Genomic DNA, 14,468 nt, shown 5'->3' with positions numbered 1-14,468 from the left:
GTCTAGCTGCCCCGATAGGTCGAATACCCATAAGGGGATAGAAGCAGCGGTACATGGTAATGGGCATCCGGGTCGGACATACCAAAGCGGATAGGCACCTGATCCAGAAACAGAGGATCATCGCCGTCCTGACCCGTCGCGCGTAGGTAATCGCCAGCAAAGAAAATCAGTTCATACGTGCCGGTTTTGAAGTCGTCCTGCGGTAGGATCGGACTGTTGGTGCGACCATCCTCGTTGGTTTCCATCTCAGCCAGTTTGCGACGAGAATCTCCCGACACTTCGTAAAGAGAGATTTTCAACCCCTCAGCGGGGCAGCCGCGTGCCGTGTCCAGAACATGGGTCGTCAGATAGCCAGCCAAGGGTCTCTCCTATGTGTTTCTTTTGGTGTGCCACAGTCTGGGCCAAACAGCAAAATGGTTGAAATGCCGAAAGAACTGGAAACAGTGTTCGGATTGATTTGATAATCAATGGACCGTTTCTGCGGTAAAGCTGTCAAAACACCTAATCGGACTGGAAGACCCTATGCAGCCGCCTCGTTACCCCCGCGATATGATCGGATATGGAGCCAACCCGCCTGACGCCGCATGGCCCGGCGGGGCGAAACTGGCTGTACAGATCGTGCTGAACTACGAAGAGGGTGGTGAAAACTGTGTTCTGCATGGGGATGCTGCGTCTGAGGCGTTCTTGTCCGAGATAGTCGGGGCGGCGCAATGGCCGGGCCAGCGTCACTGGAACATGGAATCGATCTATGAATACGGCGCGCGGGCAGGGTTCTGGCGCCTTCATCGGTTGATGAAAGATCTGCCGATCACTGTCTACGGTGTGGCGACGGCTTTGGCGCGCTCGCCAGATCAGGTGGCCGCAATGAAATCGGCAGGGTGGGAGATTGCCAGCCACGGGCTGAAATGGGTCGAGCACAAGGACATGCCCGAGGATGAAGAGCGGGCTCAGGTTGCAGAAGCTATCCGCTTGCATACCGAAGTTGTGGGGGATCGCCCGCGTGGCTGGTACACCGGGCGCTGTTCGGACAACACTGTGCGTCTGGTCGCCGAAGAGGGTGGTTTTGCCTATGTCGCGGACACCTATGCGGATGATCTTCCATACTGGATGCAGACCGGTGGCCGGGATCAGTTGATTGTTCCCTACACGCTGGATTGCAACGATATGCGCTTTGCCACACCGCAGGGGTTCAACGCCGGGGATCAGTTCTATTCTTATCTGAAAGACAGCTTCGATGCGCTTTATGCAGAAGGCGAAGCTGGCGCACCCAAGATGCTGTCGATTGGTCTTCATTGTCGCTTGATCGGGCGTCCGGGACGCGTCATGGCGCTGAAACGGTTTCTGGATTACGCGCTCGGGTTCTCGGATGTGTGGTTTGCAACGCGATTGCAGATTGCGGAACATTGGGCTGAAACGCACCCGCCGGCTGAGCGCCCAAAACCCTCACAGATGGGCCGCGACGAATTTGTCTCCGCTTACGGAGGTATCTTCGAGCATTCCGCATGGATCGCCGAGCGTGCGTTTGGTCTGGAACTGGGCGCGGCACATGACACGGCGGGTGGATTGCACAATGCTCTGACCCGCATGTTCCGGTCCGCCTCGGACGAGGAACGGCTGGGTGTGTTAACGGCCCACCCCGATCTTGCTGGTAAACTGGCGCAGGCCAAGCGGCTGACACAGGAAAGCACGTCTGAGCAGGCTTCGGCCGGTCTCGATGGGCTGACGGATGACGAACGCGCCACCTTTACCGAATTAAATCAGCGCTACACCGAAAAATTTGGTTTTCCGTTCATTATCGCCGTTAGGGACCACAACAAGGCCTCGATCCTGGGCGCATTTGAGCGGCGGATCGAACAGGATCGCGAGACCGAGTTCGCAGAGGCATGCCGACAGGTCGAACGGATCGCCGAATTCCGTCTGCGCGATGTGCTGCCCTCATGACCCAGATTGTCGCTGAAACGATTTCGGCAGCAGCGTTCGCGCCATTTGGCGATCTGATTGATATCTCAGGTGAGCCTGACAAGATCATCAATCAAGGCCAATGCGGCCGTTATCACGACCGGGCTGGGCTGGATTTCGGTAACGCGCGTGCCGGTATTAGCCTGTTTAACGCCAACCCGCGCGAATTGCCTTACCGGCTGGAAATGGTCGAGCGTCATCCCGATGGCAGCCAGGCCTTTATTCCGATGACTCACCAGCCTTTTCTGGTGATCGTCGCACCGGATGAGGGCGGAAAACCCGGGCAACCAAGGGCTTTCATCACGCTCCCCGGGCAAGCTGTGAACTATCACCGAGGCACTTGGCACGGGGTTCTAACTCCTCTGCACGGGCCCGGCCTGTTCGCGGTCGTCGATAGGATCGGGGACGGTCCAAATCTAGAAGAATACTGGTTCAGCACTCCGTACGAGGTGGTCGACCGCTGAATCCAAATACGAAGCCGCCAAAGAAGCGGTAAGAACCCCATTGGATCTTAGGGAGGACAATGAGATCATGGCCGAAACTTCGATAGGGACCCCCGAACAACTTCGGGACCCGAACTATACGCCCGCCTTACACAAGGCGATACCGCTGGGCATTCAGCATGTGCTGGCGATGTTTGTTTCAAACGTCACACCGGCCATCATCGTGGCCGGAGCCGCCGGGTTTGGATTTGGATCCAATTCCCCCGATTTTCCTGAGCTGCTCTACCTGATCCAAATGTCGATGCTGTTCGCGGGTCTGGCAACCTTGTTGCAGACTGTGACGCTGGGCCCAGTTGGCGCGGCTCTGCCGATTGTTCAGGGAACAAGCTTTGCCTTTCTGCCCATCATGATCCCGCTTGTCGCTGGTAAGGGTGTTGATGCTTTGGCAGCCCTGTTCGGTGGCGTCTTGATCGGTGGTCTTTTTCACGCCTTTCTAGGCCTGTTCATTGGCAAGATACGTTTTGCGCTTCCGCCGCTGGTGACTGGGCTTGTCGTGACAATGATCGGTTTGGCACTGGTCAAGGTTGGCATTCAATATTCTGCTGGTGGCGTGCCTGCGATTGGTACTCCGGAATACGGATCGCTGCTCAACTGGTCGGCGGCGTTGGTCGTGGTTGTCGTGACGCTGGGCCTCAAGTTCTTTGCGCGTGGTATGCTGTCGGTGTCTGCCGTACTCGTCGGATTGGCGGTTGGCTACGTCTATGCCCTAATGGTCGGCATGGTGACGTTCGAAGCCATCGGCAACAGCTGGTCGCGGGCCTCTGCATTCGCACTGCCAGTCCCGTTCAAATATGGCTTTGAGTTCTCATTGGCGGCCATTATCGGATTCTGTCTGATGTCTTTCGTCTCGGCCATTGAGACCGTCGGTGACGTATCGGGGATCACCAAGGGTGGTGCAGGTCGCGAGGCGACAGACAAAGAAATCGAAGGTGCAACATATGCCGATGGTTTTGGAACTGCACTCGCCGGTATGTTCGGCGGGTTTCCGAATACATCGTTCAGCCAGAATGTCGGCTTGATCGCGATGACAGGCGTCATGAGCCGTCATGTTGTGACCTGCGGGGCCTTGTTCCTGATCCTGTGTGGTCTCGTGCCGAAGGTCGGAGCGATCATTCGCACAGTACCCATCGAAGTGCTGGGTGGCGGCGTGATCGTCATGTTCGGCATGGTGGTTGCGGCAGGCATCTCGATGCTGTCGGACGTGGATTGGAATCGCCGCAACATGGTGATCTTTGCGATCTCACTGTCGATTGGTCTTGGGTTGCAGCTGGAACCTGGTGCGGTCCAGCACCTGCCGGATACGCTCCGCATTCTGATGACAAGCGGCCTGCTGCCAGCGGCTCTGATCGCCATCGTGCTGAACCTGGTCCTGCCTGAAGAGCTGGCAGAAGAATCGACCGAGGAAGTTTCTGGCGGAATGGCCGGTCACGGCTCTGGCAGCCTGCCTCACGAATGAGGCCTATGAACAATCCCGCAGCGCGGCTCAGCGCTGCGGGTCACCCCGCTTCGGCCATCAAGCGTGCGACATCCAGCATGCGGGCCGAAAACCCCCATTCATTGTCATACCAACCAAAGACCCTGATTTGGTTCTCTCCGATCATACGCGTCTCGGGCCCGGCCAAAACGAGTGATTCAGGACGGGAGCGCAAATCAGATGATACCAAGGGCAGATCGGTCCAGCCCAGTACGGCAGAAGCTGCGACCGCGTTGCGAAACGCTTGGTCGAACTGATCCGCGCTCTTGCCCCGTTCAAGGGTGGCGACAAGATCGACAGCAGATACGCTGGCCGTGGGAACACGCACCGCAGCCCCTGAAATGCGACCGGCAAGATTTGGCAGCACAACATCGATCAGATGTGTGGCGCTTGAGGTCGTGGGCACCATCGACAATGCTCCGGCGCGCGAACGGGCCAGATCCCCGCGTGGCGCATCGACCATAGGCTGGCTGTTTGTATAGCAGTGGATCGTGGTCATGTGCCCGGACACAAGCCCGCCCATTTCATCAATCAGTTTGACGAGCGGTGCCAGCCCATTCGTGGTGCATGACGCATTCGACACGATCCGTGCGTTGCCCAATTGATCTTCGTTTGCACCCAGTACAACCGTGACCTCGGCAGCAGGTGAGGGGCCGGAAATCAGCACTTTGCCCGCCCCGGCAGTCAATCCCCGGCTGGCAACATCCGATGTGCGCGCGATGCCGGTGCAATCGAGCATGACATCGACGCCGGACAGATCGACCTTTGCCAAATCTGCGCTGTGGGACATTGGAACAATCCGGCCATCGATGTTCAATGCTCCACCTTCGGCTGCCACCGAACCTGGATAAGGTCCGAATGTGCTGTCGTACTTGAACAAATATGCGCAGGTTTCGAGCGGTGCGATATCGTTGATCAGCACCAGTTCGATATCCGAATGCTGCGACGGGCCTAGGACCTGTCGCAGGATGGTGCGGCCGATACGGCCGAATCCGTTGATCGCAAGTTTCATGCGCAAGCTATGGCAGGCAGATCATGCGATCTCAATCAAAGTATTGTACCAATTTCAGTTGCAGCTGACCTGTGAAAAGAACTGGCCCGAGATGTTCTGATACATGCTGGAATAGATCGCCTTGCATCCGGTCGCCTGCTGTATCGCAGCCATCGCCTGAATGGTGCGCAGACGTGGCGGGGGGCCAAAGGGGTTCAGATTGTTGTTGTCCCGCGTGGCCCGATAGACCACAGGCGCGTCCGAGACCTGCGTCACCGCCCAGGTACGGTTCATGACGAAAACGGACTTGGTTTCTTCCTTGGCAGCGACCGGCTCGGCGTTGAACGCCGAAAGGCCAAGGGTGGCAACCAGTGCAATCATCGTACCGCGCAGTAACATTGAACAATCTCCAGTGCTGAAAACTCACGTAATTTCATCAGATTCCAGCGATTCTGTGAACCCCTATACCGGACATTAACGCTATGGTCGTCTATCGCGAGGGAACCGACAGAGGCATATGCCGATTTACATCTTTATATAGCAGATATCGGAACCGACCCGGACCACCCGCATAACAGGCTTGGGGGCAGAAAGCGCGCAGCCACATATAATCTCCGGCCTCGACCTCGACCCAATCCTGATTGAGTCGATAAACTGCCTTGCCCTCCAGCACGTAAAGGCCGTGTTCCATCACATGGGTTTCTGCAAATGGGATTACGCCACCGGGCTCGAAATTGACGATATTGACATGCATGTCATGCCGCAGGTCATGCGGATCGGTAAAACGCGTGGTAGACCAACGCCCTTCGGTGCCGGGCATCTCGACGGGCGCCACATCGCATTCGTTGGTGATGATCGGATCAGGGGCTGGCAGGCCGGGCACGGCCTGATAGGCTTTGCGAACCCAATGGAACCGGGCAACGGAATCGGCGCGATTGTGTAGGGCCCAGTCACTTCCGGGTGGGATATAAGCATATCCTCCGGTCTCAAGTACGTGCTCCGCTTGGTTCAGCGTCAGGGTTACAGAGCCTTCGACTACAAAAATCACACCTTGTGCGTTTGGGTCTGTTTCCGGAGTATCACTGCCGCCACTGGGCTGAACCTCCATGATGTATTGCGAGAATGTCTCTGCAAACCCACTCAGAGGCCGCGAAAGAACCCACAGGCGTGTCCCTTCCCAGAAAGGAAGAAAGCTGGTGACGATGTCGCGCATCGTGCCTTTCGGGATAACCGCATAGGCGTCGGTGAACATGGCGCGGTCAGTCAATAACTGCTCTTGCCCCGGGTGACCGCCTGTAGGTGCATAGTATTTTGGATGTGTCATCAAATGCCTCTGGTTCGTCTTGGGATAATATGAGGCGAACGGGCGGAGGGACCTAGCACCCGCCTTGCAATAGGTTTGTTCGGGATAATTTGAAGGTGACCAAGTTGGGCTTGGCCACACACGCACAGAGGTATATCTATGAGCGTGAAAGTTGTTCAGATCGGCGAGGCCCCATATGAAAGCCTTCTTTTATTCAGCGCTCGTTACCGTTCTATTACTGGGTTCGAGTGGAATCGCTCAGGCCAAACCGATTTCCCGAATCATCGCGGAAATGGGGTTGAGCCCCGCGGATTTCGAAGTGCTAAGCGCCACCTCGAATGCGTTGTTGTCCTCAGGTTCGCCCTCGGTTGGGCAAGAGAGGGCTTGGCTTAATCAAGATACAGGCTCAAAAGGGACGATCCGGGTTCACAGCGTTCAGAATAATTGCGTAATACTCCAGCATATTGTGCAGCCCGAAGGCGCGGAACAGGCTCGGGATATAAGAACACGCCGTTGCAGAACTGCCTATGGTAACTGGATACTGGCACCTTAAAGGCTGTCACTGGGTCGGCGTCTGACCTCATGTATCTACGCCCGATCCAATCGAACGTTTCTGCCGCGACCTCAGGCACCTCACTGTGATGCAGTGTATGGTATCGTTTTATCTGAATGACGTTCCGTCACCCAACTGGACAGTGTCATAGGTGCTGAGCCATCCTCGGACCCAAGCGTCGGGTGCGCGCGGTGCTGTAGAGAGGACTATACATGACCATGACATTCGGACTGCGCGATGAAAATCGCGCCTTGTTGCAACGTGTTGCTGATATGATCCGGGATGAGGTCATGCCGCTTGAACAGGAGTATCATGCGGAGATCAACAAAGGCGATCGCTGGCAATACACCGAGCGTCAGGCCGGAATCCTCGAAGGTCTAAAGGACAAGGCCAAAGCGGCAGGGCTGTGGAACTTCTGGCTGACGGACAGTGATAAGGGCTTTGGCCTCAGTACAGTTGAGTACGCCTATTTTGCCGAAGAAATGGGTAAGACCCCTTTGGGGGCTGAAGTGTTTAACTGCTCAGCACCTGATACCGGGAATATGGAGGTCTTTGAGCGCTACGGCACCGACGCGATGAAGGAACAGTGGCTGAAGCCGTTGCTCGATGGCCAGATCAGGTCGGCCTATCTGATGACCGAACCGGATGTGGCGTCGTCGGATGCAACGAATATCTCGATGTCCTGTGTGCGGGACGGTGCTGACTACGTTCTGAATGGTGAGAAATGGTGGTCTTCCGGGGCAGGTGATCCGCGCTGCAAGGTCTATATCGTGATGGTCAAAACGGGCGGAGATGATCTGCCGAAACATCAACGCCAGTCGATGATCGTGGTGCCAGCAGGCACGCCTGGCATCGAGATATTGCGGCCGATGGAAGTCTACGGCCACGACGATGCACCTCATGGTCACATGCATATCCGTTTCACAGATGTCCGGGTTCCAGCCGAGAACATCCTGCTGGGCGAAGGGCGCGGGTTCGAGATCGCGCAGGGTCGTCTGGGGCCGGGTCGCATTCATCATTGCATGCGCGCCATCGGTCAGGCCGAAGCTGCATTGGAGCAGATGTGCAAGCGGTCACTGCAACGCCAAGCATTCGGGAAGAAGCTGGCGCAACTGGGCGCCAATTACGACATCATTGCCGAATGTCGGATGGAGATCGAAATGGCCCGACTGCTCTGCCTAAAGGCGGCATGGTACATGGATCAGGGCGATGCGCGGGCGGCGGCCCCTTGGATCAGCCAGATCAAGGTCGTGGCGCCCAAAGTAGCGCTGAAGGTGATCGACGAAGCTGTGCAGATGTTTGGCGCGCAAGGGATCAGCCAGGATACACCTTTGGCCAACGCGTGGACCCATGTACGCACCTTGCGTCTGGCGGATGGACCCGACGCGGTGCATCGTCGCCAGGTCGCCCGTGCCGAACTAAAGAAATACACGCAAGAAAAAGTCTGAGGCAGAAGCAACCGCGATGATATCGGATGTGTTGGGGCAGGCGTATTTTCATCAGAATACGCAAGGTGAGTTTGTCGGCAATGATCCCGCGCGCGGGCCCTGGTCAGCAGATCACTGTCATGCGGGGCCAGTCAGTGGCCTGATTGTGCGAGCGGCCGAGACCGAGGTCGGACCAGATAAGATGTTGACCCGTCTCACGGTCAATTTGCTGCGCCCGCTGCCTTTGGCCGGTTTGCGGGTCGAGGCGGAGACCACGCGCCACACAAAAACGCTGGCGACCACACGCGTCACCGTTCATGACCTAGATGATACGCTTTGTGCAACGGCAACTACCATGCATGTGGTGCGCAGGGACCTTGGGTCTGTTCCCAATGTCGACCTGCCCGCACCGCGATTGGAAGATGTCGTCGATGGCCCATTTCCAATCGGTGAAATGCGGCATGATCTGCCTGGATTTGCCCATCACTCAGAAATTGGCTATCCAGCCGGCGGCAATCAGGGCGCTGGTCCCAAAATCGTGTGGATGCGCACGCCCCCCTTGGTTGATGGCGAAGATCCCTCGCCGATACAGGCGCTCTGCCCGCTCGCGGATTGTGGTAATGGCATATCATGGAATGCGCCCACGACCGAGATGGGATTCATGAACACCGATCTGACGATACAAGTCCATCGAGAGCCCACCTCAGACTGGCTGGCCTCCGATTCGATTTCGCACTGGCAGCCGTCGGGGATTGGTATGTCGCAGTCGGTTTTGTTTGACGCGAAGGGACCTGTGGGAACGGCACTACAGACTCTGGTTCTGTTTCCGCCCAATTAACTCGGCTGGAATCAGCGATACTCTGGGGAACCGGATTGCCGATGCCTGCCCCGCACCCTATCTTTGCGCTATGCGTTGGATTGCGACCCTTCTAACCTGCTGCCTGCCATTTCCGGTTTTGGCCCACCCGCACGTCTTTATCGACACGGGACTGGAGTTCGTCGTCGATGACGCAGGCAACCTGACCCATGTGCGTGTGACCTGGGCCTATGATGAATTCTATTCGCTGCTGGTGCTGGAAGACATGAGATTGGATCAGGACGGCGATGGCGTGCTGACCGAAGAGGAAGAAAAATTTCTAAGCGGCTTCGATGCGCAATGGGTTGAAGGGTACAATGGCGATTTGGTCATTCGTATGGGCGAGACCGTGATCCCCCTGTCTGGCCCGCTAGAGCCACAAGCGACGACTGAAGATGCACGTATCGTGACCACGCATTTGCGCTCGGTAGAAGGCACGCCCGTTCCGGCAAGTGACCTGTCGATCAAAGCCTTTGATGAGAGCTTTTACACCGCCTACGAGGTGACCCGGCCTGTGACGGTTTCGGGTCCTGTCATCTGTCAGATTGATCGGAGCGATCCGGACATTGACGCAGAACTGGCGCAGATGCAGGCGTTTTTACGGACACTCGATGCCGACTATGACCTCGAGGAGAATGACATCCCCCTGGTTGGTGAGAAATTCGCAACTGAGATCAGACTTTCATGTCCAAATACCTGATCGTTCCCGTCGTCATCGCTTGCGGGTTGCTCCTTTGGTTCTGGGGCAGCGGTGGCTTTGACCATCTGGCGGCATGGGCTGCTGGTGAGCAGCGGGAGTTCCAGAACCAGATCGCTCGCGCCTTACGTGCAGCCCGGGCCGAGCAGCCCGAAGCTATCGCGACGCTACTGACCGTCTGTTTCGCCTATGGTTTTTTCCACGCCATTGGACCAGGCCATGGCAAGGTATTAATCGGGGGGTACGGGTTGGGCCGTCGTGTCGCGTTTTGGCGACTATCCGCGATCAGTGTTTTGTCGAGTCTGGGTCAAGCAGTCACGGCAATCGTGTTGGTTTATGCCGGTGTGCTCGTGTTCCAGATGTCGCGCGAGTCGTTGGTAGGCACGACCGAACAGGTCATGGCACCGATCAGCTATGGCATGATTGCGGTAATCGGCTTGTGGTTGATCTTTCGCGCGCTGCGCAGCTTTGTACGGCATCGCAAAAGCCAGACATCGCATACGCACGACCACCATCACCATGCGCATGATCATGACCACCATCATCACGACCACGAGGTTTGCGCTGACTGCGGCCACCGCCACGGCCCGACTGCCGATGAGGTCGCTCAGGTGGGCAGCCTGCGCGAGGCGTTGATCCTGATCGCTGGCATAGCCGCGCGCCCCTGTACCGGCGCGTTGTTCGTGCTGATCCTGACATGGCAGATGGGTATCGCAATGGTCGGCATCGCGGGCGCATTCGCCATGGCTTTAGGCACCGCAACTGTCACCACTTTGGTCGGTTGGACGTCTTTTGGGTTGCGTGGCGGTTTGTTGGCCTCTGCCTCGGCCACGCGCTTTGCATCGGTGCTGGCTCCGACCATCGAACTGGTGGCGGGTCTTATCATCGCCGTGATTGCTAGTGGGTTGCTGTTGCGGGCTTTGTAGACTTAGTCGAAAACCGGCTCTGGATACCCGACCCTTGCCAGATACAATCCTTGCGGCGGGCAAACCGGGCCACAGGCCGCTCGGTCAACCGCCTCAAGCGCATCGCGAACGTCCTCAGGCGTCCATGCCCTAGCTCCCACACGCTCCAACGTGCCAACAAAGCTACGTACCTGATTGTGCAGGAACGATCGGGCGCGAACATGGAAGTGGATTTCGGGGCCAGAGAAGCCCTGCACCCGTTCCACCCGCAACTCATCCAGCGTTTTGATCGGGCTGGCGGCCTGACAGATGGAGGACCGGAAGGTGGTGAAGTCATGCCGCCCGATCAGCATATCCGCCCCGGCCTGCATCGCCGCGACGTCCAGAGAATGATTGATCTGCCAGACCTGCCCCTTGTCATGGGTAGCGGGCGCGCGGCGCATCAGGATGCGGAACAGATATTGCCGCTCAAGCGCCGCGAACCGCGCATGCCAGTCATCATCCACCCGTGCGGCTTTCACGATGGCAACGGGCTGCGGCTTGAGGTGATAATTCAACGCCTCAGACAGGCGGAACGGGTCCCAGTCCTTAACCAGATCGCAATGCGCCACTTGCCCCAGCGCGTGCACACCCGCATCCGTACGACCGGCGGCTGCGATGGTGTGGTCTCCGGGTTCGATCCGCGAAAGCGCTAGTTCGATCGCGCCCTGAACCGACGGCAGTTCTTTCTGCCGTTGCCATCCGGCGAACGGTTCCCCTTGGTATTCGACTTGCAGCGCGTATCTGGGCATGGGGCGCTGGTATCGCGCCTTGGTCGGTCGGGCAAGGGGGCGAAAGCTCTGGCAAGTGCGGTAACCGCTACCTATCTTGGCACAAACGATAATTGCGGGGCGACGGCTTGGTCATCTCATCATTGGCAGACAGTTTGGTACGCAGCGTCGAATCCGTCGGCGACCGCGTGTCCGAAACGTTCTTTGAGCCGGTCATACGGCTGGGCGTCACGGGATTGGCGCGGTCTGGTAAAACCGTATTTATCACATCGCTGGTGGCCAACCTCCTGGACCGCGGCCGTATGACCGGGTTGGTGGCGCAGCAAGAGGGGCGGATCACCGCCAGCTATCTGCAACCCCAACCCGACGATACCGTGCCCCGATTCGATTTCGAATCCCATCTGTCAGCGCTCACGGGGCCTACGCCGCACTGGCCGGAAAGCACAAGGGCGGTGTCTGAGCTGCGCCTGTCCTTCAAAGTCCAGCCCGCAGGTCTGCTTTCAGGGCTGCAAGGGCCGCGAACATTGCATCTGGACATTGTGGATTATCCCGGTGAATGGCTGCTGGATCTGGCCCTGCTGGACAAATCCTACGATGACTGGTCGCGGGGAACGCTGGAGCACATATCCAACCGTCCACAAGCAGAGGCGTTTCTGGCCAAGGCCAAAGCGGCCGATCCAAACGCGCCGCATGATGAGCCGCAGGCGCAGGACTTTGCTCGCAGCTTCACAGACTATCTAAATGCCGCGCGTGAGGCCGGGTTCTACGACTGCACTCCCGGTCGGTTCCTTTTGCCGGGAGATCTCGCAGGCTCTCCAGTGCTGACCTTCGCGCCTTTGCCGGTGTCTGAAGCATCACGCCGAAGGTCGCTGCACCGCGAGATGGAACGGCGCTACGAGGCTTATAAATCGCGGGTGGTCAAACCCTTCTTCCGCGATCACTTTGCCCGGATCGATCGGCAGATCGTACTGGTTGATGCACTGGGCGCGATCCACAAAGGCCCGCAAGCGGTTGAAGATATGCGCCGCGCCATGGCCGATATCCTGTCGGCCTTCCGCCCCGGTCGCAATGCGTGGCTGAACAGGCTGCTGCTTGGCAAGCGGGTCGAGCGTATCCTGTTTGCGGCCACTAAGGCGGATCACCTGCATCATTCGCAGCACCCACATCTGACAGCGATTATCGAGGCCCTGACCCGTGAAGCGCGCGATCGCGCCAGCTTTGCGGGTGCTGAGACGGCGGCCTTATCGTTGGCTTCGCTTCGAACCACGACGGAAGAGATGCGCAGCCATAACGGCGTTGAACTCCCTTGCGTGCGCGGCACACTACTGGATAGCGGCAAGCAGGCGGCGTTCTATCCCGGTGATCTGCCAGAAGACCCGGCCCATCTGCTTGGCCCTGCGCGCAACGGGGCCGAAGGATGGCTGGGCGAGGATTATGGCTATATGGCCTTCGCGCCGGCGCATCTGACCCTGAATCCCGGAGACGGTCCGCCGCATATTCGGTTGGACCGGGCCGCGCAGTTTCTAATTGGAGACAGGTTGTGAACGTGATCCTCCGCCCCGCGCGCAGTACAGATGCCGGAAAGACGGGCGCTATTCTGCACGGTTTCGCACGGGAAAACAACTGGATGCCAGAGCTGCATTCCGAAGCTGAAACCATTGCATTTTGCGGTCGCATGATTGATTTGGGCTGGGTCACTGTCGCCGAGGTGCAAGGCCAGGTCGCCGGATTTCTGGCGTTGGACGGGGAAGAAGTTCAGTCGCTCTATTTGACAGCACCGGCGCGTGGGCAGGGGATCGGACAGCAATTGCTTGATCTCGCGAAGACGCAGCGCCCCAATCTCAATCTATATGCGTTTCAGGCCAATCACCGCGCCTGCCGGTTCTACGAACGCAACGGGTTTGTCGAGGTCGCGCGCAGCGACGGGTCCGAGAATGACGAAAACCTGCCAGATATCAAATATGTCTGGACACGTAAGGAGGAGGTCGATGGCTAAGGGCCCTGTGCTGATTGATCTGGAAGACGACACTCCGGCAGCCGATGTTTCAACCGCGCCTCCCGTACCTGATATCGCACCTCCGCAGAGGCAGGCGATACAGGCCGCCGTTCGGTTTGCAGCCCGAAAACCATCAGCCTTGGCGCGCTGGTTCTGGGGTTTGGCGCTTGCGGTCGTAGGCGCGGTGGTCTCGGTTGCGGCGTGGGATTTTGCCATGTCGCTGCTGGAACGCGCCCCAATTCTAGGGTGGATTGTCACGGGCCTTATCTCCGCGCTTTTGCTGGTCGTGCTGGTAATCGCACTACGTGAACTGGGCGCGATTAGTCGCCTTTCTCGCGTGGACGGGTTGCGCCGCGCTGCCGATGCTGCGTTAGCAGACGAGGACTTGACGCAAGCCCGCACCGTCACCACACGGCTGATTGCATTCTACAAGGGGCGTGATGAAACCCGCTGGGGCAGCGATCGTCTGAACGAACGCATGGGCGAGCTATTCGATGCCTCAACCCTGCTTAGCTTGGCCGAAGATGAACTGCTGGCCCCACTGGACGCCGCCGCCAGTCGCGAGGTCGAGGCCGCAGCCCGGCAGGTCGCTACCGTGACCGCTCTGGTGCCACTTGCGCTGGCTGACGTCGCAACGGCGCTGGCAAGCTCATTGCGCATGATCCGACGCATCGCCGAGATTTACGGCGGTCGGGCAGGCTTTCTTGGCAGTTGGCGCCTGACCCGTGCTGTGTTTGTGCATTTGGTTGCGACCGGTGCCGTAGCTGTAGGGGATGATTTACTGGAGCCGATCCTGGGCGGCTCAGTCCTCAGCAAACTGTCGCGCCGGTTCGGCGAGGGCTTGGTCAATGGTGCGTTAACAGCTCGCGTTGGCGTCGCCGCGATGGAGGTGTGCCGACCTCTGCCCTTCTCAAAACGCCACAAACCCTCGACGCGGGGCATGATCAAACGCGCACTTAGCGGGCTGTTTTCCAAGAGTTGATCTGGCGCAAGGCCACAATAGCATGGATCCGTCATAAAAAAGTCGGAGCAAG

15 protein-coding genes are annotated in these 14,468 nt (G+C 58.1%); 10 read left to right on the top strand and 5 right to left on the bottom strand.

Annotated elements, in window-relative coordinates:
- Positions 1 to 2: 2 nt before the first annotated feature.
- A complete protein-coding gene (gene uraH / locus ACR0IU_RS15460; RefSeq protein ID WP_480716871.1) occupies positions 3 to 359 on the bottom strand; it encodes a hydroxyisourate hydrolase in 357 nt (118 codons plus the stop codon).
- Between the two features lie 163 nt (positions 360 to 522).
- Between uraH and puuE the strand changes: the two genes are divergently transcribed.
- The 3 genes from puuE (at position 523) to ACR0IU_RS15445 (ending at position 3,918) form a co-directional block, all read left to right on the top strand.
- Entirely contained in the window at positions 523 to 1,941 is a 1,419-nt protein-coding gene (gene puuE / locus ACR0IU_RS15455) for an allantoinase PuuE (RefSeq protein ID WP_480716870.1), read from the top strand.
- Entirely contained in the window at positions 1,938 to 2,423 is a 486-nt protein-coding gene (locus ACR0IU_RS15450) for an ureidoglycolate lyase (RefSeq protein ID WP_480716869.1), read from the top strand. The genes puuE and ACR0IU_RS15450 overlap by 4 nt, the downstream gene beginning before the upstream one ends.
- A 67-nt stretch (positions 2,424 to 2,490) precedes the next feature.
- On the top strand, positions 2,491 to 3,918 hold the full coding sequence (locus ACR0IU_RS15445) for a nucleobase:cation symporter-2 family protein (RefSeq protein ID WP_170774872.1): 1,428 nt from the start codon (positions 2,491 to 2,493) through the stop codon (positions 3,916 to 3,918).
- A gap of 40 nt (positions 3,919 to 3,958) precedes the next feature.
- Here the strand turns inward: ACR0IU_RS15445 and ACR0IU_RS15440 are convergent, their stop codons facing one another.
- From ACR0IU_RS15440 to ACR0IU_RS15430, 3 genes are all read right to left on the bottom strand, one after another.
- Complete coding sequence (locus ACR0IU_RS15440) at positions 3,959 to 4,948, bottom strand: type I glyceraldehyde-3-phosphate dehydrogenase (protein ID WP_480655068.1); 990 nt, start codon at positions 4,946 to 4,948, stop codon at positions 3,959 to 3,961.
- A gap of 54 nt (positions 4,949 to 5,002) precedes the next feature.
- The gene (locus ACR0IU_RS15435) at positions 5,003 to 5,326 is read right to left on the bottom strand and encodes a hypothetical protein (RefSeq protein ID WP_480716868.1); all 324 of its coding nucleotides are present in this window, start codon (positions 5,324 to 5,326) and stop codon (positions 5,003 to 5,005) included.
- A 91-nt stretch (positions 5,327 to 5,417) separates the two neighbouring features.
- Entirely contained in the window at positions 5,418 to 6,251 is an 834-nt protein-coding gene (locus ACR0IU_RS15430) for a bifunctional allantoicase/(S)-ureidoglycine aminohydrolase (RefSeq protein WP_170477427.1), read from the bottom strand.
- Positions 6,252 to 6,995: 744 nt separating this feature from the next.
- Here ACR0IU_RS15430 and ACR0IU_RS15425 point away from each other — a divergent pair.
- The 4 genes from ACR0IU_RS15425 to ACR0IU_RS15410 all read left to right on the top strand — a co-directional run bounded on the left by ACR0IU_RS15425 (position 6,996) and on the right by ACR0IU_RS15410 (position 10,689).
- Positions 6,996 to 8,231, top strand: coding sequence for an acyl-CoA dehydrogenase family protein (locus ACR0IU_RS15425; RefSeq protein ID WP_480716867.1), 1,236 nt, complete (start codon positions 6,996 to 6,998; stop codon positions 8,229 to 8,231).
- Between the two features lie 16 nt (positions 8,232 to 8,247).
- Positions 8,248 to 9,048 carry a thioesterase family protein gene (locus tag ACR0IU_RS15420; protein ID WP_480716866.1) on the top strand — a complete coding sequence of 267 codons (801 nt, stop codon included), beginning with the start codon at positions 8,248 to 8,250 and terminating at the stop codon, positions 9,046 to 9,048.
- 70 nt (positions 9,049 to 9,118) lie between these two features.
- A complete protein-coding gene (locus ACR0IU_RS15415; RefSeq protein WP_480456767.1) occupies positions 9,119 to 9,766 on the top strand; it encodes a DUF1007 family protein in 648 nt (215 codons plus the stop codon).
- Positions 9,751 to 10,689, top strand: a complete 939-nt coding sequence (locus tag ACR0IU_RS15410; RefSeq protein ID WP_480456765.1) for a nickel/cobalt transporter — start codon at positions 9,751 to 9,753, stop codon at positions 10,687 to 10,689. The genes ACR0IU_RS15415 and ACR0IU_RS15410 overlap by 16 nt, the downstream gene beginning before the upstream one ends.
- A gap of 2 nt (positions 10,690 to 10,691) precedes the next feature.
- Here the strand turns inward: ACR0IU_RS15410 and truA are convergent, their stop codons facing one another.
- The gene (gene truA, locus ACR0IU_RS15405; RefSeq protein WP_480716865.1) at positions 10,692 to 11,459 is read right to left on the bottom strand and encodes a tRNA pseudouridine(38-40) synthase TruA; all 768 of its coding nucleotides are present in this window, start codon (positions 11,457 to 11,459) and stop codon (positions 10,692 to 10,694) included.
- Positions 11,460 to 11,566: 107 nt separating this feature from the next.
- Between truA and ACR0IU_RS15400 the strand changes: the two genes are divergently transcribed.
- Genes ACR0IU_RS15400 through ACR0IU_RS15390 form a run of 3 tightly spaced genes read left to right on the top strand, consistent with a single transcriptional unit; the run spans position 11,567 to position 14,416 of the window.
- Positions 11,567 to 12,982 (top strand): YcjX family GTP-binding protein, encoded by a 1,416-nt coding sequence (locus tag ACR0IU_RS15400; protein ID WP_480716864.1) that lies wholly within the window; start codon positions 11,567 to 11,569, stop codon positions 12,980 to 12,982.
- Positions 12,979 to 13,434 (top strand): N-acetyltransferase family protein, encoded by a 456-nt coding sequence (locus ACR0IU_RS15395; RefSeq protein ID WP_480716863.1) that lies wholly within the window; start codon positions 12,979 to 12,981, stop codon positions 13,432 to 13,434. The genes ACR0IU_RS15400 and ACR0IU_RS15395 overlap by 4 nt, the downstream gene beginning before the upstream one ends.
- On the top strand, positions 13,427 to 14,416 hold the full coding sequence (locus ACR0IU_RS15390; protein WP_480716862.1) for a YcjF family protein: 990 nt from the start codon (positions 13,427 to 13,429) through the stop codon (positions 14,414 to 14,416). Before ACR0IU_RS15395 ends, ACR0IU_RS15390 begins: the two co-directional genes overlap by 8 nt.
- Positions 14,417 to 14,468 lie beyond the last annotated feature (52 nt).

Source organism: Ruegeria sp. CL5, from assembly GCF_056536485.1.
The sequence above is the reverse complement of the archived record's forward strand: the minus strand, read 5'-3'. Positions and strand labels throughout refer to the sequence as shown.

Bases quoted from the DNA above. Each gene is read 5' to 3' on its own strand.
- ACR0IU_RS15450 (WP_480716869.1), top strand. From the start codon at position 1,938: ATGACCCAGATTGTCGCTGAAACGATTTCGGCAGCAGCGTTCGCGCCA.
- ACR0IU_RS15435 (WP_480716868.1), bottom strand. From the start codon at position 5,326: ATGTTACTGCGCGGTACGATGATTGCACTGGTTGCCACCCTTGGCCTT.
- ACR0IU_RS15420 (WP_480716866.1), top strand. From the start codon at position 8,248: ATGATATCGGATGTGTTGGGGCAGGCGTATTTTCATCAGAATACGCAA.
- ACR0IU_RS15430 (WP_170477427.1), bottom strand. From the start codon at position 6,251: ATGACACATCCAAAATACTATGCACCTACAGGCGGTCACCCGGGGCAA.
- ACR0IU_RS15390 (WP_480716862.1), top strand. From the start codon at position 13,427: ATGGCTAAGGGCCCTGTGCTGATTGATCTGGAAGACGACACTCCGGCA.
- ACR0IU_RS15445 (WP_170774872.1), top strand. From the start codon at position 2,491: ATGGCCGAAACTTCGATAGGGACCCCCGAACAACTTCGGGACCCGAAC.
- ACR0IU_RS15415 (WP_480456767.1), top strand. From the start codon at position 9,119: ATGCGTTGGATTGCGACCCTTCTAACCTGCTGCCTGCCATTTCCGGTT.
- ACR0IU_RS15410 (WP_480456765.1), top strand. From the start codon at position 9,751: ATGTCCAAATACCTGATCGTTCCCGTCGTCATCGCTTGCGGGTTGCTC.
- puuE (WP_480716870.1), top strand. From the start codon at position 523: ATGCAGCCGCCTCGTTACCCCCGCGATATGATCGGATATGGAGCCAAC.
- ACR0IU_RS15440 (WP_480655068.1), bottom strand. From the start codon at position 4,948: ATGAAACTTGCGATCAACGGATTCGGCCGTATCGGCCGCACCATCCTG.
- ACR0IU_RS15425 (WP_480716867.1), top strand. From the start codon at position 6,996: ATGACCATGACATTCGGACTGCGCGATGAAAATCGCGCCTTGTTGCAA.
- truA (WP_480716865.1), bottom strand. From the start codon at position 11,459: ATGCCCAGATACGCGCTGCAAGTCGAATACCAAGGGGAACCGTTCGCC.